The sequence below is a fragment of the Peribacillus sp. NPDC101480 genome, assembly GCF_050277335.1.
GTDB lineage: Bacteria > Bacillota > Bacilli > Bacillales > DSM-1321 > Peribacillus.
In genome coordinates, this window is the sequence record NZ_JBNNSB010000003.1 from 262,033 (window position 1) to 286,176 (window position 24,144).

At 38.3% G+C, this 24,144-nt stretch carries 16 protein-coding genes; 10 read left to right on the forward strand and 6 right to left on the reverse strand.

Going from position 1 to position 24,144, the window contains the following annotated elements; all coding sequences use genetic code 11:
• The first annotated feature begins 139 nt into the window (after positions 1–139).
• Entirely contained in the window at positions 140–457 is a 318-nt protein-coding gene (locus tag ACQKMF_RS12550) for a hypothetical protein (RefSeq protein WP_101223795.1), read from the forward strand.
• A 28-nt stretch (positions 458–485) separates the two neighbouring features.
• Here the strand turns inward: ACQKMF_RS12550 and ACQKMF_RS12555 are convergent, their stop codons facing one another.
• Positions 486–629 (reverse strand): hypothetical protein, encoded by a 144-nt coding sequence (locus ACQKMF_RS12555; protein ID WP_402943405.1) that lies wholly within the window; start codon positions 627–629, stop codon positions 486–488.
• A 459-nt stretch (positions 630–1,088) separates the two neighbouring features.
• Between ACQKMF_RS12555 and ACQKMF_RS12560 the strand changes: the two genes are divergently transcribed.
• The 3 genes from ACQKMF_RS12560 (at position 1,089) to ACQKMF_RS12570 (ending at position 7,234) form a co-directional block, all read left to right on the forward strand.
• Complete coding sequence (locus ACQKMF_RS12560; RefSeq protein WP_230176132.1) at positions 1,089–2,525, forward strand: hypothetical protein; 1,437 nt, start codon at positions 1,089–1,091, stop codon at positions 2,523–2,525.
• A 374-nt stretch (positions 2,526–2,899) separates the two neighbouring features.
• Positions 2,900–4,906 carry a penicillin-binding transpeptidase domain-containing protein gene (locus ACQKMF_RS12565; protein ID WP_230176133.1) on the forward strand — a complete coding sequence of 669 codons (2,007 nt, stop codon included), beginning with the start codon at positions 2,900–2,902 and terminating at the stop codon, positions 4,904–4,906.
• 258 nt (positions 4,907–5,164) lie between these two features.
• Positions 5,165–7,234, forward strand: coding sequence for a SpoIID/LytB domain-containing protein (locus ACQKMF_RS12570; protein ID WP_427573497.1), 2,070 nt, complete (start codon positions 5,165–5,167; stop codon positions 7,232–7,234).
• Positions 7,235–7,586: 352 nt separating this feature from the next.
• On the opposite strand, the gene ACQKMF_RS12575 is transcribed toward ACQKMF_RS12570, so the two are convergent.
• Positions 7,587–9,002 (reverse strand): alkaline phosphatase, encoded by a 1,416-nt coding sequence (locus ACQKMF_RS12575; protein WP_402943414.1) that lies wholly within the window; start codon positions 9,000–9,002, stop codon positions 7,587–7,589.
• Positions 9,003–9,259: 257 nt separating this feature from the next.
• Here ACQKMF_RS12575 and secA point away from each other — a divergent pair, with 257 nt between their 5' ends.
• The 4 genes from secA (at position 9,260) to ACQKMF_RS12595 (ending at position 14,125) form a co-directional block, all read left to right on the forward strand.
• Entirely contained in the window at positions 9,260–11,635 is a 2,376-nt protein-coding gene (gene secA / locus ACQKMF_RS12580) for a preprotein translocase subunit SecA (RefSeq protein ID WP_427573501.1), read from the forward strand.
• Positions 11,635–12,081 (forward strand): SLAP domain-containing protein, encoded by a 447-nt coding sequence (locus ACQKMF_RS12585; protein WP_402944035.1) that lies wholly within the window; start codon positions 11,635–11,637, stop codon positions 12,079–12,081. Before secA ends, ACQKMF_RS12585 begins: the two co-directional genes overlap by 1 nt.
• A 15-nt stretch (positions 12,082–12,096) precedes the next feature.
• Positions 12,097–12,252: a hypothetical protein gene (locus ACQKMF_RS12590; RefSeq protein WP_157831066.1), complete on the forward strand. Its 156-nt coding sequence runs from the start codon at positions 12,097–12,099 to the stop codon at positions 12,250–12,252.
• A 76-nt stretch (positions 12,253–12,328) separates the two neighbouring features.
• Positions 12,329–14,125: an LTA synthase family protein gene (locus ACQKMF_RS12595; protein WP_402943421.1), complete on the forward strand. Its 1,797-nt coding sequence runs from the start codon at positions 12,329–12,331 to the stop codon at positions 14,123–14,125.
• Between the two features lie 21 nt (positions 14,126–14,146).
• Here the strand turns inward: ACQKMF_RS12595 and ACQKMF_RS12600 are convergent, their stop codons facing one another.
• From ACQKMF_RS12600 to tagD, 4 genes are all read right to left on the reverse strand, one after another.
• Positions 14,147–15,073, reverse strand: a complete 927-nt coding sequence (locus tag ACQKMF_RS12600) for an LCP family protein (protein ID WP_101223786.1) — start codon at positions 15,071–15,073, stop codon at positions 14,147–14,149.
• 285 nt (positions 15,074–15,358) lie between these two features.
• The gene (locus ACQKMF_RS12605) at positions 15,359–16,399 is read right to left on the reverse strand and encodes a LysM peptidoglycan-binding domain-containing protein (RefSeq protein WP_101223785.1); all 1,041 of its coding nucleotides are present in this window, start codon (positions 16,397–16,399) and stop codon (positions 15,359–15,361) included.
• 279 nt (positions 16,400–16,678) lie between these two features.
• The gene (locus ACQKMF_RS12610; protein ID WP_427573507.1) at positions 16,679–17,842 is read right to left on the reverse strand and encodes a CDP-glycerol glycerophosphotransferase family protein; all 1,164 of its coding nucleotides are present in this window, start codon (positions 17,840–17,842) and stop codon (positions 16,679–16,681) included.
• Complete coding sequence (tagD, locus tag ACQKMF_RS12615; protein ID WP_057278149.1) at positions 17,835–18,233, reverse strand: glycerol-3-phosphate cytidylyltransferase; 399 nt, start codon at positions 18,231–18,233, stop codon at positions 17,835–17,837. The genes ACQKMF_RS12610 and tagD overlap by 8 nt, the downstream gene beginning before the upstream one ends.
• 929 nt (positions 18,234–19,162) lie before the next feature.
• Between tagD and ACQKMF_RS12620 the strand changes: the two genes are divergently transcribed.
• The gene (locus ACQKMF_RS12620) at positions 19,163–22,492 is read left to right on the forward strand and encodes a CDP-glycerol glycerophosphotransferase family protein (protein ID WP_427573510.1); all 3,330 of its coding nucleotides are present in this window, start codon (positions 19,163–19,165) and stop codon (positions 22,490–22,492) included.
• Between the two features lie 102 nt (positions 22,493–22,594).
• On the forward strand, positions 22,595–24,133 hold the full coding sequence (locus ACQKMF_RS12625; protein ID WP_402943427.1) for a glycosyltransferase family 2 protein: 1,539 nt from the start codon (positions 22,595–22,597) through the stop codon (positions 24,131–24,133).
• The last annotated feature ends 11 nt before the right edge of the window (positions 24,134–24,144 follow it).

The following is a 24,144-nucleotide window of genomic DNA, read 5'->3' on the forward strand; positions in this document are numbered from 1 at the left end:
GTTATAATTATCTATGAATGGGGGGTGTAAGGTCCATTTGGTAGGTGTTGAAGAAACGTGAGCGTAGTTTGTAACGCCTATTTCCTTTTAATGCTTTTGTTATAGTGTATATAACAAAACGGAGAGAGGTGTAAGGTTAATGATTGATATTAATATGAAAGTTCAACCCTCTTTTTACGATGATGAATGTGCCATTGTGTTTTCTTTTTATTTTGATAAGGCAACCAGGAAAATTGGTGAAGCTGTGGTGTACACATGCAAAAAATCAGATGATAAAGAATCCAGCCAAGATCATATAGATACAGATGTACAAGAAAAAATCGCTTATCTTAAAGAGTTTTCCATTGTAGATGAATATCAGGCGACCTCGATGAAGAAGATTCAACATTTTTTGAATGTAATCGGTATCAAGAAATGTGTGAAGCACAATCTTCAAGGTAATGAAATCGCATTTTAAAAGATAAAAACTCATGACATCCCACATGTCATGAGTTTTTGCCATTTAAATGACTGTTTTGAGCATTCATTTTCTTTTTAATGAAATCGCTCATTTGTTTCCGCTTACTTGGTTTAGCGTTATTTGTTCTTTCAAAAAATTTAAAGTGTTGTTTATTGCTATCAATTTTCATGATGTCTCTCCTTTGCTTTTTTTTATTTACCCATTTTTTTCTTAGTTAAAACGTGATTTTAATGATAAAGGGATGAACAGAAGATCTTGCAAATATTCCTGTAGTTATATTTTCTTCTGTGAATCCCTGCATATAAGGATTTATTAGATGATAATAAGAGGTGAAGCCCAAATATGGAGGAATTTCGTATTTTATCATACTTAAAATAAATGTTAAAATGGTCCGAATATCGGATTTTTCATTAGAAACATCAGTTTCTAGTACCCTAAAGTGAAGAGGGTTGAAGAACTCTTTTCGATGGCCCCCATGCATATGCTTGGGGGATCTTTTTTATTTGGATAATTTGTCCACTTTTTTTCTATAATATGTTTCGTTTTGTTTGTATATACATGGGTAAATATAAGAAACAAGATGAATTAAACCTGTGTTAATCGCAGTTTAATCGGAGGAATATATTTTATGGATGTGAAAGTAAAGAATGATCCGACGAAGCGAACTTTCCAGCAGTACATTTTTCCATTTACGCTTGAAGGAAATAAGATTGAAAAGTTTGTGGAAAAGTTGTTTGAGGACAATTTCGTTTTTTTGAACTTGAAAGATATGGAACAACAAAATCAATTTTACGGTGGCCATAAAGTTTCGCACCGTAAACTGGAAAAGTATTTCATGCCTTACATCGAGCCAATTTTATTTCCGAGTAATGCCAAACAGAAGGAAGGCTTGCGGCGTTTCACGAAAAAACTGGATATTGATTGTACCTTCGAATCACCCTATCTAAATACCCCATTTATTATTAACTCTATCGATATCTTCATATGCCCATTTCATATTGGCATGATGAACCTTCGTGTTACTTTACCTGAAGGGCTTTCACATGATGATGTGCTCTATTTTGGCGATACATTCCGAATCCTTGAACCGATTGCTGATGATGAGGAAAAAACGAAAGTCGGCTGTCGGGAAAATCAGTATGAACAAGTGAAGGATTTCATCTTCAATGAACTATTGCCGCCAATAGAGGAATATATGGATGAAGAACAAGCGGACCCGACCTATTTTGGCAGTTTGCCCTTCTTCATCGATGAAAGGATGTACGTGATCAGTTATACGGCATTCCCTGAGGATCGTGATATATCTAAAAATGACTTATTCCGGATCAGTGAACTGAACGGGTATGACAATGATGGTGAACCATATATAGGTGCATTAAATCCTGATTATATAGAAAAGTATTATCAGGAAAGAGTATATGACAGGTGGGGCAAGGAAACCTATTATGTAACTAGCATGTATCATTTCGCGTGTGTCACGAAAGCTACAGGTAAACTGGAACAGGAACTGGCAAGCGAAATGTATGGACAGCATTTTTATTCATTGTTGCTTTTCTTCTATTATAAAATCGTACTGCTCAAATTGGCTCATGAACATTCCCAGATAGATGTGGAAAAAGATCAATCGGATACAGAACAGCTGATTTTCATGATCACTCAGTTTTCTGCAAAGTACTTATTCACTGAAGTGAATAGTACGGCAATCGGTAAAGAGCTTTTCAAAAAAACGGATGAAGCCTTCAGGATTGCCCCTCTCTACAGTGAGGTGAAGGAAACACTTTCCTACCTTTATCAAAATCAGGATAAACTGTCTGGGAAAAGAAGTAATTATCTTTTGCAAATACTAACGATTTATACGGTAGTCTCCGGGATATTCGGAATGAATCTATATATTGAAGATTGGAAAGGGAAATTACCATGGAAAGCGTATATGGATTACACCTTATACGAATGGGTAGCTGTCATTGTAACGACAAGCGGTCTCATCATTTCGGCCATACTGGGCTTTATCTTCCTGAAAAAATGGCTCCAAGAGAAAAAAAGCCGAAAAAAAAGAATGCTCTAGAATCCTGAACATTATGTACATGACCCAGGCTGTAGGCAAACTCGATGAAGATTGAGTTTGCCTACGTTTTTTAGGGTTTGTACAATTTTGAATGTTGCCTCTAGGCGCTGGCTTTCCGCCTGCGGGTTTCCTTTGTTAGCAGACCCGGCAGAAAGGGAGCTGATTCCTTAAATCAACTTGATCTTTTTTGTGAACTGGACCTTCATCTATTTTTTCTAAAACAAAAGTCCTGTACATAATGTACAGGACTTTTGTTTTAGAAAAAACATGGTTAATTAGAAAAATGAAGAAATTCGGCATGTAAAATCCCCCATTCCCCTAATATTTTGCTAAACTATAGGTATATCATTCTAACTATTCATTAGGAGGAAATCATGAAGAAACTAGCTTTAGTTTCCAGCTTATTGTTGTTGAGCGTATTGTTTCTGGCCGGATGCTCGGATGAGCCAAGTCCGGAAGATCGCTTTGCGGCATACACGAAGCTTTGGAATAAACAGGATTTTGCGAAGATGTACGAGTATCTGTCGCCTGAGACAAAGAAGAAAATCAGTGCGGATGAATTTGCTAAGCGTTATGAGAAAATCTATACGGGCATAGAAGCCGACCAATTAAAGGTGGACTATAAACAGCCAAAAGAAGAGAAAGACCATAAAGATGGGGAAAAGGTAAGCCTTTCATATACCGTTGATATGTCCACTATGGCGGGTGCTGTCAGCTCTGATCATAAAGCGACACTTGTCAAGGAAGGGGAAGGCGAGGAAGAAAATTGGTATATCAAGTGGGATGAAAGCTACATATTCCCTCAATTGAAAGCTGGCGAGAAGGTATCGGTTGAATCGTATCCAGCCATTCGCGGGGAAATTGTCGATAGAAATGAACGCGGCCTTGCCATGAATGGAACGGTTGCAGAAGTGGGAATCGTGCCAGAGAAAATGGCCAATGAATCCGAAACGGTTAAAAAGGTCGCTGGAATCCTTAATATGTCCACCGACGAAGTGAATCAGAAATTAAAACAAACATGGGTAAAGCCAAGCTATTTCGTGCCCATCAAGAAAATGTCAAATGATAATAATGCAACCTTGGAAAAGCTATTAAGCATTGCTGGTGTATCTGTCAATAATACGGAAGAACGCATATATCCATATAAAGAGGCTACTGCCCATCTAATTGGATATGTCGGTGAGGCATCGGCCGAAGATCTGGAGAAATTGAAAGGAAAAGGATATACAGCAAGTGATGTTATTGGCAAACGCGGTCTTGAGGAAGTTTTGGAAGCGCGGCTTAAAGGCAAACCTGGCGGTAAAATCTTTATTAGAGCCGAAGATGGCGAAGAAAAAGTGATTGCTGAAAAGCCTGCTGAAGAGGGAGAAACAATTACATTGACCATCGACGCCGAGCTTCAAAAGGATATCTTCAAACAATATAAGAACGAAGCCGGATCGGCATCGGCAATTGATCCGAAGACAGGCGAAACGCTTGCACTTGTTTCAAGTCCGTCATTCGATCCTAATAAATATATTTTCGGAATAACGAAAGCGGAACAAAAAGCGCTTGAAGAAGACCCGGAAAAACCACTTTTGAACCGTTTCAGTTCGACGTTTGCACCTGGTTCAACCATTAAGGCCATCACTGCGGCAATCGCTTTGAAAAATGGCGTGGATCCGAAAGAGTCGATCAATATTCAAGGGAAAACATGGGCCAAATCGACATGGAAAGATCATTCCATTACAAGGGTTTCGGACCCTGGGGTTCCAATCGATATGGAAAAGGCTTTAATTTATTCAGACAATATTTACTTTGCCCAAAAAGCTCTGGGGCTTGGTAAGGAAAAATTCACAAATGGACTCAAGGCATTCGGATTTGATGAGCCTTTGAATTACGATTATCCGATCAAGGCATCGAGCATCGGTAAGATCGATAGTGAGGGACGTTTGGCTGACGCTGGATATGGTCAAGCGCAAGTCCAAATGAGTACGCTTCATCTCGCCATGACCTATTCAGCCTTTTTGAATGCAGGGAACATCCCGGCACCTTCGTTAATAACAGGAGATAAAATAGAAAAGAAAATATGGAAAGAAAATGCGATATCAGCTGACCAAGCAAATCAGGTCACCAAGATGCTGACACAAGTAGTGGAACATCCTAAGGGAAGCGGACATGGAATAGATGATCTTGGCATCAAAATCGCTGCTAAAACAGGAACTGCTGAAATCAAGGCATCCAAAAATGCGGACGGAACAGAAAATGGCTGGTTCGTTGCCATGGACACAGAAGACCCGGAACTTCTCATGGCATGGATGATTGAAGATGTAAAAGGCCGAGGCGGCAGCCATGTCGTTGTCGATCAAATGAAACCGGTGTTGAAGAAGTATTTGAAGTAAAGAAAAAAGTCAACCATCAGCAAGCATTTACCAAAATAAAAGCAGGACATGGTTTCTTCCATGTCCTGCTTTTATTTTGGTTGTGGATTCCGATTACACAATAAAGCCGGATTTGAAGGATAATGCGGCGTACATACAGAATGTAAAAAGAGAGTTCAGTAACCTACAAGTAAACAGTTTTCTCATGCCAATAGATTGAACAGGGTTAATTCAAAAGTCTTGAAAAGATAAATAGAAAAGGAATGAGGATGAAGGGGAATGAGAAGTTTAAAGTATTTGTTTATCGCTTTCTTTATCACTTTTTTTGCATTTCCTTCTCATGAAGCAACGGCTGTGGAAGAGAATACAACAATGGAAGTGAAACTGAAGAATTATTTGGGGAATAGAACCAGTGTTAAAATAACGGCAACCGGGGACTACCGTAATTCAGGGGGAGAGATATTCATCAAGGCAGGTGAAAGTCTGACTCTGAAAGCGGAGTCGGCTGAACTTGCCGTTTACAAAGGTTCTCAGAAAACGGGATCTTATGCTTCCTTTAAGGTAATGCCAGTTAAACCTGAAGCATCATTGTCCATAAACGGCCGTCCGTATCATGGCTCAATGACATTTACAGTGGAGGACGGTTACATCCGGCCAATCAATGCTGTTTACATTGAAGATTATCTAAAGGGCGTTGTCCCGCTGGAGATGCCCGCACTATGGCATGCCGAAGCCTTAAAAGCACAGGCGATTGCCGCCCGGACGTATGCACTTCGCCATCAATCGTCAATCATTGATGATACAGTTTCTTACCAAGTATATGGCGGGGCTGCCGGTCATTATCGAACTGATTCAGCCATTGATCAGACAAAGGGCATGGTAATCAAACATGATGGCGAAATAATCGAAGCGTTCTTTTCATCAAGCAATGGAGGGATGACCGAATCGAATTCAAATGTTTGGTCAAGAGGCAACCCTCTTGCATATTTATCTATCAAAAAAGATTTATATGATTCAAAAACCAATTGGTCGATAACGCTGGACAAGCAGCAAATCGACCTGTCAAAAATGGATTTATCTAAACCTGAAGAATGGTGGACAAGTGTAGAGGAAAAAGATAAAACGGTTGTGCCGAAGCTGAAGGCTTGGCTGACGAATAATGGATATGCGAAGAAAGATATTAAAATAACGGAGATTCCCTTGTTAACTTTTACAGATGAAAAAACGGGAGGTCGGGTTACGAAAGGCTCCATACAAATGAATTTCTATGTAAGGGATCTCGTTGATGATAGGGGAAAACTTTTGCAGCAAACGGTTAAGCTTACTAATGTAGCGGCTTCCAAAATCAGGGGCATGGTGGGGCAAGAGGTGATGAAAAGCTATTTGGTTGACCATTCATCTTCCGATCCTTCCAAAATTGCAATCGAAGGATCAGGATATGGGCATGGGGTCGGACTAAGTCAGTTTGGAGCGAAAAACAGAGCGGAAGCAGGACACTCATATCAAGATATTTTGGCTTTTTATTATCCTGACACAATTATAGAAAAGGAATATGGACCAGGCGCTGGATCTAAAACGGATATTGTTGTAAAGGAAGAACCGAATTCAGTAAACATGAAAGCGAAGACGGATCATTTAAATGATGAGGTTGGAATCACATACTCCCTAAAAGAAGATGCTGTGGTAACTCTCACGATTAAAGATAGGAAAGGTAATGCCTTAGCTAGCCCAGTCCGTGATCAAACAATGAAAAAGGGTACCCATACAGCTATCTGGAACATAATAGCGGTAAGTAACGGGACATATGAAGCAGAATTATCAGCAATGGAACGAGGCGGGAATGAAGGTTTGGAAACAATGGCGATAAAAATCAGTAGAGATACGTCGGCACCTAAAATCACGGATGTCAAAACATCGGGTGATTACAGTACCGAGAAAGCGAACATAACGTATTCAATTAATGAAAACGCTAATGTAACGGTGGAAATCAAGAACAGTAAAGGTAAGGTTGTCGGCATCCTTTCTGAAAGGCAGTTCCATAAAGGCAGTCAATCGGCAACCTGGGATTTCAAAAATATGTCCAACGGGATATTTACGGTAAAAATCTCCGCTAAGGATGAGAGTGACAATCAGAAAACCACTTCAACGAAAATCTCGATTAGGAAGACGACGGGAATAGTGAAAGCAAACGAATTATCTATTAAAGAAAGTAGAAATGCAGTTTCTGAAACGATTGGCACTCTTCACAGGGAACAAGCCGTAACGATACTGGCTCAACAAGATGAATGGTATAAAGTGAAAAAGGGAAGCCGAATTGGGTATGTATTAAAAAAGCACATAAAAAAATAAATGAGTAGGACGCCACGTATGGCGTCTATTTTTGATCTTATAAAGAGTAAAAGCACTACACTTACAAGAAAACAGCACGAATTCGCGAGTAAATCGCAAACTCACGAGTAAATGCACTAAACTCACGAGTAAAGGGCGCAAACTCACGAGTAAAAGCACCAAACTCACGAGTAAGCGCTCAAATTCACGAGTAAAAGCACTAAACTCACGAGTAAATCGCAGATCAATGAGCAGATTCACCAAACTCATGAGTAAATGCTCCAAAACTTCAAAGAAATACCCCAAAACTTGAGTAAACGCATCTCAAAAGAAAGGTTAATGAGGAAGAAACTTAAAAGAGGATGTAATGATGTCATTCCTCTTTTGTTTTATGCTGCCCGGGTGTGAACGGAACACCGGCGGCTTTTGTGATGATTTTCGAAATATCCGTATTTTCAATGACTCCATCAAAGGCTTCACTGCCTGGACCCGAAGCGAAAACGGGAATCATATTGGCTGTGTGCCCTCCTGTGGAACTGGCCGCCCGTATGCTTCGATCAGCTATACCCGCCTTATAATGCCTGGCGATGGTGCTTCCGATTTCCCAATCTATTTGATGCTGTGGATAGACAAGCGTTTTATTTTTTCTTACGTTATCGATGAATTGATCGACTTCCTGATCCGTAAGGGATATATGTGCATACTTTTTGAATGTGGAAACGACGCTTTCTGGATTGATTTCATTATTTTTATCGAATGTAAGCTGTTTGGACATATATTCAGATGAAACCCTGATTTTTTTTAATGCCGTGATATCCATTGTTTCAGAAGCGGAGGTCCCCATTGTTTCGTGGTCTGCAAGTACAACGATCAACGTATCATTTCGATTTTTTGCCCAATTTACAACCTTTTTCACCGTTTGGTCAAATTCAATCGTTTCTTTCCATATTCCAGTGATATCGGCTGCATGCTCCATATGGTCAATACGCGCACCTTCGGCCATCAAGAAAAACCCCTTATCACCCCGTGATAAAATATCCAACGCTTTGGATGTCATTTCGGTTAGAGATGGCTCTTGAGAATGTAATACTTCTTTATCCAGTATAAAATTCATATAGGTAGGGTGAAATAACCCTAAAAGTTTTTCCGGTTTATTTATGGAACTAAGTTCTTCTTTAGTCGTCGTAATCCCATAGCCAGCTTGTTTAAATTTACCGATTAAATCCTCGCCTTTCTGCTTATCCGCCTCGAAATAGCTGGCACCTCCGCCGAGGATGACGTCGATCCGGTTATCAAAGAGCTGCCTCGCGATATTTGCGCCGCCTGTCCAGCGGTTAGGAACACTTGCACCAAAGGCAGCGGGGGTGGCATCGACTACCATATTGGTTGAGATGATCCCGACTTTTTTTCCATTGTTCTGAAAGGCATCCAATACACTATCGACCTCGGAACCATTGGCATCGACTCCGATCGATTCATTGTTCGTTTTTATACCAGTGGCAATCGCGGATCCTCCTGCTGCCGAGTCAGTGACGTAATTATTGGCGGAATACGTGCGCATCAGGGCAACATGCTCCAGTTTTTCCAAATGCAGTGCACCTGTCTTTCCATATTCTAATTGCCGGGCAATTTCTATCGCCCCTAACCCCATGCCGTCGCCAATCAGCAATATGACATTCTTGGGGGTATTTTTTGATTCTGCTTGAATAGGGGAGCTCATGCAAATAAAACAAATCATAAGAACGAATAATCCAAAGCGATGTGGTTTATGTCTGGATTTTTTATTCATCTGTAATCCTCCATCGGGTGAAAGTCTTCCTATTATTTGTCTAAATCGATAAAAAAAACCCCTCTCTGATATTCAGGATGGAGCTAATCTTTTTAGCACTGTTACCGGCAACCAGTCGGTTTTTGCGTAATTTATCTTTCAAAAAAAGAAAGAATTTCTATATAATTACAATATGAAGTTGATAATTTATAAACAGTAAATACTTAACTGATATAATTTCACTAAAGGTCAATTCAAATAATAGGAGAGAGAACCCTATGCTATCCAGTATGAAAAAGTTCTTCAAAGAAGGTTCTAAAGACTTGAAGAGAATTTATAAGTTGGTAGAAGAAGTGAATCGGCTAGAGGGTAAATATGAAAGATATTCAGATCTGGAATTAAGCGGAATGAAGGATAAATTTAAAAGCGTATTGGATGCTGGTGACAATATATTGGATATACAAGCCGAAGCTTTTGCGGTCGTGAGGGAGGCTTCCAAGCGAGTATTGAATCTTAGGCACCATGATGTTCAGATTGCAGGCGGTTTTGTCCTGAGTGAAGGGGGCATTGCACAAATGAATACGGGCGAGGGGAAGACGCTTGTCTCCACTTTGCCTAGCTATTTACATGCACTGTACGGTAATGGTGTGCATATTATTACGGCCAATGAATATTTGGCCAGACGTGATAAAGAGTTGATGGGAAAAATTCTAGAATATCTAGGACTGACGGTTGGTTTGAACATTTCCCAAATGGGGACTTCTGCAAAACGTAATGCGTATGCCGCAGATATCACATATGGGACGGCAACAGAGTTCGGTTTTGATTATTTGCGTGATAATATGGTCTACCGAAAAGAAGACAAGGTTCAAAGAGGACACCGATTTGCCATTGTCGATGAGATTGACAGCATCTTGATTGATGAAGCGAGGACACCATTAATCATTGCGGGCAGGGCAAGCTATGGAACCGAGCTTCACCAGATCACGGCACAAATCATGAAGTCATTTGTAGAAAATGAGGATTACGAGATTTACATCGATTCAAAGTCCGTCTTTTTCACGGATCAAGGGGCTTCCAGGATTGAAGCGGCCTTTGGTATCGACAATCTGTATGGAATGGAGCATCAAGAGCTATTACATAATGTTACACAGGCGGTAAAAGCCCATGCAATCATGAAATTGGATGTCGACTACATTGTCGTCGATGAAAAGATTGCAATCATCGATAAATTCACAGGCAGGGTGATGGAAGGGCGAAGTTTCAGTGAAGGGCTTCATCAAGCGATTGAGGCAAAAGAGGGCTTGGAGATTTCCGAAGAGAATGAAACACAGGCTATGATTACTGTCCAAAATTATTTTCGATTATATCATTCAATGTCTGGGATGACAGGCAGTGCCATGCCATCCAAGTCTGAATTCTGGGAAATATATCAGCTCCCAGTCATTGAAATTCCAACTAATGAGCCTATTATTCGAGTTGATGAGGTTGATTTGATTTATAAAGATGAAACAAGCAAAATCAACAAAATCGTCACGGAAGTAAAACGGATTCATGATGGAGGCAGACCCATTCTGATCGGGACGACCTCCATTGAGCAATCTGAAAAAATTTCGGTTCAACTAGAGAAGTGGAGAATTAAACATCAAATCCTTAATGCGAAGACGGAAGAGGATGAAGCGGAAATCATCGCGAATGCCGGGCAAAAAAATCAAGTGATGCTGGCTACGAACATGGCTGGTAGAGGAACGGATATAATACTTGGAAATGATGTCAAGGAATTGGGCGGCCTTCATATTATCGGTACGGAGCGACACGAGAGCCGTCGGATCGATATGCAGCTAAGAGGACGTTCCGGCCGGCAGGGGGATCCTGGTTCAACACAATTTATCATTTCTTTGGAAGATGATTTGTTTGATTACTATGATGAAGAAGAAATCGGACGTTATATCAAGAAAATCAAAACGGATGAAAATGGATTGGTGCTGAGCCCTGCACCCGATAAATTCGTTAAATTGGTTCAGGAAACGGTAGAGCAAATGCATCAATCAAGCCGTTACCATTTATTAAAGTTAGAGCATGCATTAAATGAGCAGAGTAAAATCATCTATGCAATGAGAGAGCGTATTCTTGAAATGGAGCCTGAACGGATGTCGGCCATTTTACTTGAATATATCAAAAAATACATTACTCGGCTCACAGTTAAATATTCCCCTGAACTTATGATGGAACCTGATTCCTCTGCCTTAATTGAAGAGCTTTCCCCTGTTTTCCAGTCGTTAGGTTGGCAGGCAAGTGATTTGCAGGATTTAGATGGCCAGATCCAAGGAAAAGCGTTGGATGCTTTAGGTGAATTGGAATCGAGATTGGTGATCTTTCAGGACGATGCAGAATGGGGAAACCAGTTGTGCGCTTTCATGCTGCAGCATATCGATACAAATTGGATGAACCACCTGGATCAAATGAACAGTGTGAAGGAAGGCGTTGGTTTAAGCGGATATGGTCAGCAGGACCCATATACGTTGTTTGAAAAAGAAGCTCTCAATCAATTTAACCTTCTATTAAGTAAAATTGAGTCGGAGATAAGCATCCGCTTTATGGAATATATGAATAGCAATCAGGAAGATGAAGCTGCTTTGGAGGGTGAGGAGTGATGAGTTTATTAGAAAAAAGGGATAATACACAAAAGTTATCAGATCAGGATGACACCGTTCATACTTCCTTGATGTTTCACAAGGGGTGGGAAGTTTCCAAGCAAGAGGAATATGTATATAAATTCCACCATCAAAGGCTTCCTGCATTAAAACCGAACCAAATTTCATTATCCGGCATCAAGCTGACTAGGGTGGAAGATGATGTAATCATAGAGGCTTTTCTACGAAATTCAATAGAGAAAGCTGTCAGTTTTGATATCGTGGATTTACTGTTAGTTGATGGAGATGGAAAATTCCTCGCAAAAAGGGCATTCGATCTTTCAGAGCTTGGTGAGCTTCCAGCACTTTCAAGCATCCCCTGGCGTTTCTTATTCGAGGAAGGGGATATGTTGGCGGAATCGATTCCTGATGAAGGTTGGAAGATTGCTTTCGAATGGAAGAGATAATAGGGAAGTACCCGCATGAGTCTAGCGGCAACCGGCAGCTATTTTGCCGGAGATCCAAAGCAAAGCCCTCATCCTGTTAGTGATGAAGGCTTTTTGTTTATAAAGGAAGTCATTAGTGCCAAATATTTATGCCGTTTTCTGTGTGCAATTTCTCATAAATGGCAACGCTAAGTAATATTTATAAGTAATCTTCCGCAATCAGGCTTAACTAAGGCTTGGAAATAATGAAGAGGAAAGTGGCAGGAGCATGAAGAATAACCGTAATCAACGATTGAAGGAGAGACTATTTGAGTTATTGTCATTCTCAATCGTGGCCATACTTTTCATTTATACGAATGATAGGATGGGTAACGATCTTTCTATTGGGATAATTACGATAATCATCGGTGTTGCCGGTTTTATTGTTTATCTGAAGGAATGGATACCGAATCAAATCGTAAAGGGCATCATTTTTTCAGTTTTCCTTCTTTCGATCATGGTCTTTTTCCTTGGGGACATCTGGTTTTACCGTTATTATTCGACACCTATAACATCCTATATGTGGATGCAAAAAAGCAATCTGAATGGGCTGGGTGAAAGTATATTCAGTATGATGGAAATGAAGGATGCAATCTTTCTTCTGGCAGGCATTCCAATTGCTGAGTCATTTGTGAAGAAAAAATACCCCCTCAAGCATATGGCACTCGTTCCGGTCGTAATATTCCTGATGATAGCAGGTTTGAAGCCGGTCAAGAACATCTTTATCGACAAAGTAGATATAACCAGGCGTTATGAGGCAAATACCTTCTTGCGAAACTGGGGCCCGATCGGTCATCACGCATTGGATACGTATGCCTACTTTACTGACTCGGGAAGGCATGGAATGTCTTCACAAGAAAAGATGGCCGTTTCTGATTACTTCAATAAAAAGAAAAGAAAGGGAAACGGGCATTCAGGCTCCTTGGAGGGGAAGAATCTCATTATCATCCAGGTGGAATCTTTACAGGCGTTTCCGCTATTTCAAAGCAGTGCCGGGCAGGAGGTCACGCCATTCATGAATGAACTGGCGAAAGGTGGGTTGTACTTCCCCCATGTTTATCCACAGACGGTATTTGGGAATTCATCTGACGGAGAGCTTATCGTGAATACCGGATTATTTCCTTTAAAGCAGGGTGCGACCTTTTTTCGATTCCCATATAATGATTTTCCGGGTCTTGCTAAGGAATTAAAAAAGTCGGATTATCAAAGTTTTGCTTTCCACGGAGATGAAGAAGACTTTTGGAATAGGCAGCATGCATATCCCTCGCTAGGGTTTGATGACTATCTTTCCATAGAGGATATGTCGCAAGATGAGATGATTTCGATGGGGTTGGGAGACCGCAGTTTCTTCAATCAAAGCTATGATTTCCTAAAAGATAAACAAAATCCCTATTACGCTTTTTTCGTTACATTGACCAGCCATGTACCTTTTTCACTGCCAAAGGAACAGATAACATTGAAGTCTGAAGTTGGAAAAGAGAACAGTTACCTGACTAAATATTTTGAAGCAATTCATTATACAGATTCAGCCATCGGGGATTTCGTAAAGAGGTTGAAGGATGACGGGAAATTGAAAGACAGCGTGATTGTCATTTACGGAGATCATGATGGGCTATTTTTAAAAGATAAACACGAGGTAGAAGCTTATTACGGTAGTAAAATTAGCGATGAAGAGTGGATTGAAAAATATATGCCAATTCCTGTGATCATTTATCAGGAGGATATGAAAGGGAGAACGATTGATAAGGTAGCGGGCCAAATTGATATTTTACCAACTCTATATGATCTGTTCAATATTAAGAGTTCTTCATACTTTGGAGAGAGCATGCTGAATGGCGAAAATGGTGATGCTTTGATATTAAAAGGGGATTATGGTACTCAAATGAAAATAAATGGGGAAGGTAAGGTCGAAGAATTTTCACCTGAAGACCAAAAGGAGATTGATCTGAGTGATCAAGTGATACGTTCTGATTACTTTAAACAAATGAAGGAAGAGAAAAAAGGTGAAAAAAAAGAGGATGACTGATAAAAGCCATCCTCTTTTTTCTTATAATCCCAAATGCGTTTTCACACGATTTTGGGCTTCAAGCTTTGTATCTTCCGGAACGATGTTGTACCAAACGCCATCTACCCGTTGATTGTCACCTTCAAGTGTATATTGTTCAATATTTTTGAGGGATGATTTGTAGTTATTTTGGATGCTCAACATTTCATTGAAACTTAAATTGGTTTCCACGTTTTTACCTAAAGCTTCGAATATATCGTCATAATTGGTAAGTGTCGATAGGCTTGACCCTTTTTTCATGACAGCTTGGATAACCTGGCGTTGCCGCATTTGCCGTCCATAATCCCCGCGGGGATCTTCCTTACGGATTCGGGAATAAATCAAGGCCTCTTTACCATTTAAGTCTATTGTGCCTTTATTGAAAGTATAGCCTTTATAGGCAAGGTCCATATCATTATCGACTGTGACGCCACCAACAGCATTCACAATATCCTGAAAGCCTTCCATATTCATTTTGACGTAATAATCAATCGGAATATCCAAATAGGCTTCCACTGTATTTATCGACATGGCAACTCCGCCATATGCATAGGCATGGTTCATTTTATCATTTATACCTTTACCGATGATCTCTGTACGCGTATCCCTCGGTAAACTCAATAACTCGATCGATTCTTTTTTAGGATTAACCGTCATGACAATCATCGTATCTGATCGGCCTGAGTCATTTTCTCTTTCATCCACACCAAGAATCAGCAATGAAAATGGATCTTTGCTCTTGAACTTGATGTCCTCTACCCGTTTATCCGTTTTATGGGCTGTCCCCTGCATAGTGCTGATCGCACCGGCTAATGATTGATAAACTGAAGCGCCATAAACACCTGCGCCAATGAAAAGGATTAAAAGGGTGAAGCCGATTATTTTAAACGTTTTGCGTTTCTTTTTCTTTTTTTTATGTTCGGATCTCATTTTATATTCCTCCCTTAACCATCCCACAAAATGGAAGGTGTGAAAAAGTACCTAGTCGGTATTTTTAACTATACCTTTTTTTTGTCAAAAATAGAATAGTTTCTTTTTGTAGTTAGAGTGCATATTTACCATTTTTTATCCAAAAAAACGAAGGATTCTAGAGAAACCGAATTCCTTCGTTAGTACAACATTAGAATGTTTCGTTAATAGTAACCTCTGAAAAGGATGCTATGATTCTTTTACATGAAATTGCCAGACTTTAAGGGAAAGTCTGGCAATTAAATCTTATAGACTTCTATAACCGATGATTTTACTCTTGAAATAAGAGTTTGAAGTAGTACTGATCGTTACTCCCTTGCTTGATGAGGCATGAATGAATTCCCCGCCGCCCAAGTAGATTCCCATGTGGCTTATCACTGATTTATTGGAACCCGTTGCAAAGAAGATAAGATCGCCGCTTTTCGGTGAAGTAACCTTTTTACCCATATCATAATATGTGGAAGATGAAAGCCTCGGCACGTCATACCCAGCCTTCTTGAATGTATAGTAAATGAATCCGCTGCAATCGAAACCTGATGGGGAGGAACCCGCCCATGAATATGGTGTACCAATTAATTTTTTTGCTTCGGAAACGAGCTTGGCCACTTTGTTCCCCGAACTTGGGGCTTCCACTTTTCCCTCATCGTTTTTATCCGCTGGGGCAGTACTTGCCGATTTACTTAGTTTTAGCTTTTGACCCACTCTGATTAAATCGGACTTTAAAGAGTTGATTGATTTAAGCTGAGTTACAGTCAAGTTGGTTTTTCTGGATATCTTGGAAAGAGTGTCACCTTTTACCACAATGTATGTAGACGAATTGACTGGGGTCTGTGTAACATTGGACGGTTTGGAGCTGCCGGGTAAATCAATGGTAGTGGTAGTGGTTGATTTAGATACGATAAGTTTGTTACCTGCATAAATTCTATCGGATTTTAAGTTATTCAGTTTCATCAATTCAGCAAGTGTAAGGTTATGCTTGTTTGCTATCCTGGTTAAGGTATCACCTGAAACAATGGTATATGTGGTTTTCTTTGTTTTTTTCACGGAAACTGAAGAAGCATTGGATGTTGTTTTGGAGTTGGGTGTAATTAATTTTTGATTGATTTTCAAAAAGTCTGATTTTAAGTTATTAAGCTGTTTTAAGTCTTTTACCGTCGTATGATGCTTCTGGGCGATTTTACTTAAGTTATCACCGCTTTTGACAGTATATGTACCGGCAAGGGCAGGAGAAACAAAAGTCGAAGATAAAATGGCTAATGTCGAAAATGCGACAACACTTTTTTTCACAATTTTCCACCTCTAATATGTCTTTTTCCCTATTCTAACAAAATAAACAGGTTTAAACATATTACATTTTTGTTACAAGGGGAAAATAGTAGTATTTTACTGGTTTATATTGGTGAACCTTGAGTAATGTAATCTACAATATTTTCTATATTGTGAGTCTTTTTTCACATTGAGGGGTTTTGCGTTTTTTTGTAATTATATGTAAAAATAACCCTGTTTTTGGATGCGCATTTCCGTTTAAAAAATAAAAAACCCACTTCGTAAAACGAAGTGGGTTTTTTATTTAAAAAGGAAATCGACTAAATTCCTGCTTGAATTTCCTGTGGAGTATTCATTCCATTTTTGGTTAAAGGAAGCGATCTTCAGTAATGAATGATCAGCGGCACGGATTTTCTTTAAGAGCTCTACTGTGGTAGATACCACGGGTCCGGGCATGGAAGAGGAGTAATCCTCCCAGAATCCCCGTTCCTGCACATACTTTTCTAAGTCATATGCAAAGAATACCATGGGTCTTTCCAAGAAAGAGAATTCAAATGGTATCGATGAGTAATCGGTTATTAAAAGATCCGTACTGATAAGCAGTTGGTTAACATGAAATTCACTATCGACAGGATAAATGAATCCCGGGAATTTATCTTGTAAATCATGCTCTGCTTTAACTGCTGGATGCAGTTTTAGTAATAACGCATAATTTTCGCCCTGAAGTTCCTCGTAGAGCAATTCCAAATCAAGTGCAATCTCTCCGCTGTTCAAACCGTCATTACGGAATGTAGGGGCATACAGCATGATTTTCTTATGCTCAAGTTCTGGATACCTGTCCAGCAAAGCATTGCGGGCATTTCTTTTTGATTCATCATTGAAAAAGAAGTCGGTCCGAGGTATCCCGGTCCTTAGGATATGCGATGCCGGCAGTTGAAAACTTTCTTGAAAAATCTCGGCCATTCTCTCTGAACCTGCCGTAACATAATCGAATTTGTTATATACCTCAAAAAATCTTTTCCTTGCACCGGCTGAGCGGTTTTGAATGGAAGGGTCTTTTGCCCCGAATTGCTTAACGGCACCGGCTGCATGCCACACTTGGACACATGTCACTTGCTTTTTGAATGCAATGGCTGAAAGAAAGCCAAAATAATTATCGATGATGATCCATTTTGATGTAGCCAGATGATAAATCGATCGGATCATGGCCATGATATTTTTTGATTCAAACGGAAGGACGATGGTTTCCCCATCGTCCTTAACTTGCATGGAACTGCTCGATTTCATTAAAAATACTTTTTGAACGGAAATGTCCTGCTTGTCCATTTCATCTGCGATATATTGGCAATTGTCCCCGAATGATGTGACAAAGGTCGTTTTGTCATATAAAGGGAAAAGTTTAAAGATAGAGAATAAAACTTTGAAACAAAAAAGATAAATCCCTATCGCGAATTCTTTAGCCATTAGTAACTTGTAAAAGGTCATCTTTAATTTGGGAAGTCGAAATGCCGATAGTTCTTGGAAGGTAGACCACTTCACAAACTTCGGATAATTCATCGAATTGGCCTTTCCAGTCATCGCCCATTACAAAGATATCTACACCTTCACGAACGATGTCTTCCCTCTTTTGTTCCCAATTGTCTTCCGGTATGACTTCATCCACATAGCGGATTGATTCAAGGATCATTTTTCTGTTTTCAAAGCTATGATAAGCTTTTTTATCTTTTAAAGCATTGAATTCATCCGTGGAAATGGCAACGATCAGATAATCCCCTAAATCTTTAGCGCGTTTTAATAGATTGATATGACCCCAATGAAGCAAATCAAAGGTTCCGTAAGTGATTACTTTCTTCATCTTTATTCCTCCTTTAAGACTCTTAAACTGTTATTCAATCAAATTAATATATATTTGGTCTATTAGAATATGAAATGGAACAATAAAACAGGCAACTGGCATTTAAATTTCTGCTTGTTGTTTTCCTATATTTTTAGGCAATGACATTCTCTAACTAATTATAACTTAATAGCTTTACAAATAAACCACAATTTTTTTACAAATAAACCACAATTTTTACATTGATGATTATTGTAAATATTATTTTTTAAGCTAAAATTAAATGTTGACTATTTTGTAGGGCATAATAAGGTGTCTATATGAATGTATGGTTTATACTGAATGGTATTTAAAAATAACTTCTCTTCACTTTACTTAAAGTAAGCTGATGAACGATTGATAAGAAAAATTTCATATTCTTGCTGCAATCAGAATAAGCCATTCACAATTTTACCACGTTTAGGAGAGAACAACTAGAGGAGCTTCATTAATCCCTGTTTTCTAATAGTGAAGGTGAAGCGACAGAATTGTATGAAGGACAGATGATGGGCATGTATTGGCCATAAATCTATCGCCTAACATTTTTTAAGTATCCAATTAATGAAGTGCAAGTATTGATTTGAAAGCGTTAACTTTGATGTCATGAAGACTTCTTTGCAATAAAGAGAATTGTTTTTGCTATTCCCTTTCCATTCTGGCAACATGGAAGAACGGCAGTACCTCCTTGGAAGTCTTATATTTACGAATGTTTTTAAGTTTTAGTATGTTCGTTTTCGACTATGTACTAACCAATATTGTCTTTTTTTGTTCATTAGAGGATTTATAGTAAATATATGGGCAGTTCGCCTGTCTGTTTAATGATATTGAGGAAAAACCCAAAAAAGTTTATGATTTTAATGTACATTGAATGATTCGTTTTTATTTAAATAAATTGTAATAGGTGGTCTAAAATGATTAAAAAGCTTCTTGGAAAAGGGAAAGCAAAAAAAACTCCTAAAATTAAGCTGAAACAAGTTCTGACCATTGCGCAAGAGAAAGATACACTGTTGATAAAAGGTGAATTTTCAATAGAACATTATTGCGCAAAAGAACTATGGTTATTTTCTAGGGATTACGAAGATCAAAAAATAAAAATAGCTGAGTCGGTGAGTTCATCTAAATTTGAGTTTAAAGTAGATTTGAAAGATTTAATGCGGAAATTAGACGGTGATGAACCGACTGTTTATGACTGTTATATAAAGGTTTCCGTTCCAGTTGAAAAGCTGAGCAAAAAAGCGATACTTAGTATCGAGCATAAAGCTGAATATGTAGAAGAGAACGAACAGGTTAATATCGAATATCCAATTCGTCTAGGGCGTTTCCAGGAAACGCACATGAACAATTTGAGTATTTATAACTATGAAGATAAACAAAGTATATTCACTATAACAAATAAAGGGAATTTATCTCTTTACTTCAATAAAACCCCTAAAATTTCGATTAAGTCTCAAATTGAAAAAATCAAAAGCAAATCGAAGGCCATGCAAATTAATGGTCAAATTTTCACCAAGCATTCAAGGATCATAAAAGGTGAGGGCCTTGTAAAAGGAAGACAAAGTGACAAAGAATATCAGGCAAATATCTCTTTTATTCATAATAAGGAAATGAATATTAAGAAATATGGACTGAATCGTTATATATATGATTTGAGAGTGGATTTAGAACAATTAGTCAGTGCGGATTTGGAAGATGATGTATATGACATTTACATGAAATTACATTTACATGATCAGGAAGAGCCGAAAATGGTACGCGTCGGAAGACCAACCACCAGAACTAAATTATTTACTAAAGAGACCGATGTCAGCTCGAATAATGGAGTTGCTATCGTCAATCCATACTATACCTTTAAAGCATCCAATTTATCATTGGAAGTGTTTAACTTCTCTACGGAAAGTTATCGATATTTAAAAAGGATGATGGGGTGGAGGCGGTTTTTGGCCTTATTTAAAAAGAAAAAGGATGTCTGGCTAATTGGAGAAAGAACGTATAAAGCCCAGGATACCGGATATCACTTTTTTAAATATATGAGGGAAAATCACCCAGAAAAAGAAGTGTATTATGTAATAGAAGAAAATTCAGTGGAAGCCAAGAACGTCGAGCCCTTTGGAAATATACTTTATTTCAAATCAAAGGATCATATTAAAAAGACTATGGAATCGACCCGTATCATTTCATCACATCATCCGGATTATTTATATCCTTTAAGAACTTCTGAATTTAAAAATCGTGTTAAGGGAGTTAAGGTATTTCTTCAACATGGTGTTATGGGCACGAAGAATATGGTGGCAAACTACGGGAAAAATGCAGTCTCAGGCTTTAGTACGGATGTTTTTCTGGTAAGTTCAGATTTCGAAAAGGATATGATTGTAACAGATTTTGGATACAACGAAAAAGAAGTATTCACGACGGGACTTTCGAGGTTCGACTCGCTGTTCAAGGATGATGTTTTAACTAAGCGGCAATTATTGATCATTCCAACATGGAGAGATTGGATTACATCCGATGAAATCTTTTTGGAAAGCGAGTATTTTGAAAGGTATCAGAAATTAGTGAATCACCCGGTTTTACATGAGTTATCTAAAAACAATGGATTCGAAATCATTTTTTGCCTTCACCCTAATATGCAGAAGTTCACGTCTTATTTCAAGGATGCCCCTGTCAGGGTGATCAGTCAGGGTGAAGTGGATGTCCAAAGATTAATTAAGGAAAGCGCGATTATGATCACGGACTATTCAAGTGTAGCGTTTGATTTTAGTTTCCTGCATAAACCGGTAATTTACTATCAATTTGATAGAGACCGTTTCATAGGGAAAAGACCGTCACATTTGGATTTGGATAACGATCTTCCGGGTGAAATCGTTGATGAATTGGATGAATTGTTAGGTGTATTAGCCGAATATGCCAACACTGATTTTGTCATGAAGAAAAAGTATATGGATAAGGCCAATCGTTTTATTAAATATCGCGATGTCCATTCTAATTCAAGGATATTCGAAGTGATTCAAAATGCAGAAAAAGATCAAAATTCAATAATTAAATTATATAACCATCCGATATCGAAACTCATTATGAATCGGTTCAGGAAAAGTGATAAGTATTTCCCTGTCATGAAAAAGGTTTATAAAATCATGTCCAAGGTTATCCCGGTTGACCGGAACCTTATTCTTTTTGAAAGTGGGATAGGGAAGCAATTCGCCGATAGCCCGAAGTATATTTATGAAGAACTGGTCAAAAGGGATAATAAATATAAAAAAGTTTGGGTGTATAATGGTAATTTACCAATAAAAGGTAAGAATACAAAGCTGATTAAACGCTTAAGTCCGGAATACTATTATTATTTAGCCAAAGCAGGTTATTGGATAAATAATCAAAACTTCCCTACCTATTTAAGCAAAAGGAAGGAAACGACATATATCCAGACTTGGCATGGTACCCCTTTGAAAAAAATGCTATTTGATATAGATAATATTCAGGGAAGAGACGATGGGTACTTAGATCGAGTGCATGGTGCAACGAGAACTTGGGATTATTTAATATCACCAAGTCCATACGCATCCAATGCATTCAGAAGCGCTTTCAAGTATGAAGGGGAAATTTTAGAAACGGGATATCCAAGAAATGATTTGTTTTACAGGGAAGATGCTTCAATGATTTCCAAGTCAGTGATGGAAAAACTGAAGATACCAAAAGGAAAAAAAGTCATCTTATATGCTCCTACATTCCGGGATAATCAAACTTCAAAAAACAATAAATTCATTTTCGAACTGAAATTTGATTTGGAAAGAATGAAGGAAGAATTAGGGGATGAATATATCCTGTTGTTAAGGATGCATGTTGTTATAAGTAATAATCTCAGCATCCCGAGTGAATTTGAGGATTTCGTGATAAATGTATCCAATTATTCAGATATTCAGGAACTTTACCTGATTTCTGATATATTGATCACGGATTATTCTTCAGTAATGTTCGATTTTGCTAATACTGCTCGGCCGATTTTGTACTACACTTATGATTTGGAAGATTACCGAGATAACATCCGTGGATTCTATATGGATTTTGAAAAGGAAGCACCAGGTCCATTTTTAAGTACAACTGAGGAGATTATCGAAACTATTACCAATATCGATGATATAAACATGCAATATAAAGAAAGATATGGTTTATTTAGAGAGAAGTATTGTGGAATAGAGGACGGTAAAGCTACCCGGAGAATCGTGGATAAATTTTTTAATGATTGATTCCTAAAATAAAGGGTATTGTTGCTTAAGTAACTGGTGAATTTGGCTGCCCAAGTCGAAACGTCTATGTTACCTCTAGACATAAAAGGAGAGAGGAATCGTATGAATTTCTTGGTACGTCAAAAAGCGAGAGAACTTTTAAAGAGCGGTAATATTCAATTGAAAAATAGTCCTGTAAGCTTAAGAAATAAATTTTTAGGAAAAGAAAAAAAAGTCACGGTAGTCACTGCTGCATATAATGCTGAAAAATTCATCAGAAAAACGATTGAATCAGTAATCAATCAAACCATCGGTATTGATCAGATTGAATACATCATTATTGATGATTGTTCGACAGATGGCACCAATAAAATCATTCAAGAGTATGCAGCCAAATATAAGAATATCTGTTCAGTTACCCTTCAAGAAAATAATGGGTCACCCGGAACTCCGAGAAACATTGGAATAGAATTGGGAACATCCAAATATATAACTTTTTTAGACGCGGATGACTGGCTTGCACATGATGGATTGGAAAGCCTCTATAACATCCTGGAGGAAACCGGTGATGATTATGTGGTGGGCAAAACGGTAAAAGTCGAATCCGGGTCAGAGAGCGTCATCGGTGAGTTTGCTTCCATTAAAGAAAGAAGAAGCATCACCCCTCTGGATGTTCCGCACTTTTTTTATCATATGGGTCCAACGGCAAGGATGATGAATCTGCCTATGGTTAAAGAAAATGAAATTGGTTTTCCGAATATGAAATTCGGTGAGGATAAATGGTTTTTTACTGATGTTTTCTTTAAAGTTAGAGCAGTATCAACTACTAAAAAACCTATTTATTATGTCAATAGAACGTCTGAAAACCCCTCTTCTTTAACACGTGTCACGAATGTGTTGGACAAAAGGAAAGCGGATATTGAAATAATAAAGTATATTCAATCCAAGGATATTGCCATTGAATTGAAAAAGGTGGCTCTTAACCGGATTTATGAGTACGATATTGTAAAAACGTTCGACAGTCAAACCTTTGTGAAAGCCAAGAATAAAGAAGATTTTATAGAAATATTAAAGGAAGCTGTCGAAACTGCGAAAAACTTGTCATATGACTTCAAGAATGAATTTAAAGTACCTATTTATAAATTGGCACTTGAATTATTCATGGAGGATCGTGTTGGTGATTTCATAAAGTTGTTTGAATGGTTGAAGCGAGAGTCCAATAAAAAATATCATATAAAAGATGGTTTACCTTATTACGAACTTCCATTTCTGGAAGGTGAATATCGCTTTGTCAGGATACCGATGCTTGCCCGTGCACTGGATTCTTATATTATGGATAATGTCTACCACCAAAGTTTTGAGATTTATGGTGATGATATAAACAACATAGATTCTGTATTGATACGTGATAGGACAAGAATCGACAATGAAATCAATTGCGGAGTTCAAATAGAAGGTAATAGAGGCCATTTCACTGTTTCATTGGATGAAATTGATAAAATGGAAAAGTCCTTATTTACGTTGTTCATTCGCTACAATGATTATCAATTGGTGAATATTAAAAGGATCCTGAAAAATAAGATGACTTATAATAAGAAAAATGTGGAGTTTTATACAACAGTGGCAAATAATTTGGGACTGGCAATAAAGTCTTTGGAGTAGCTGTTAGAAGC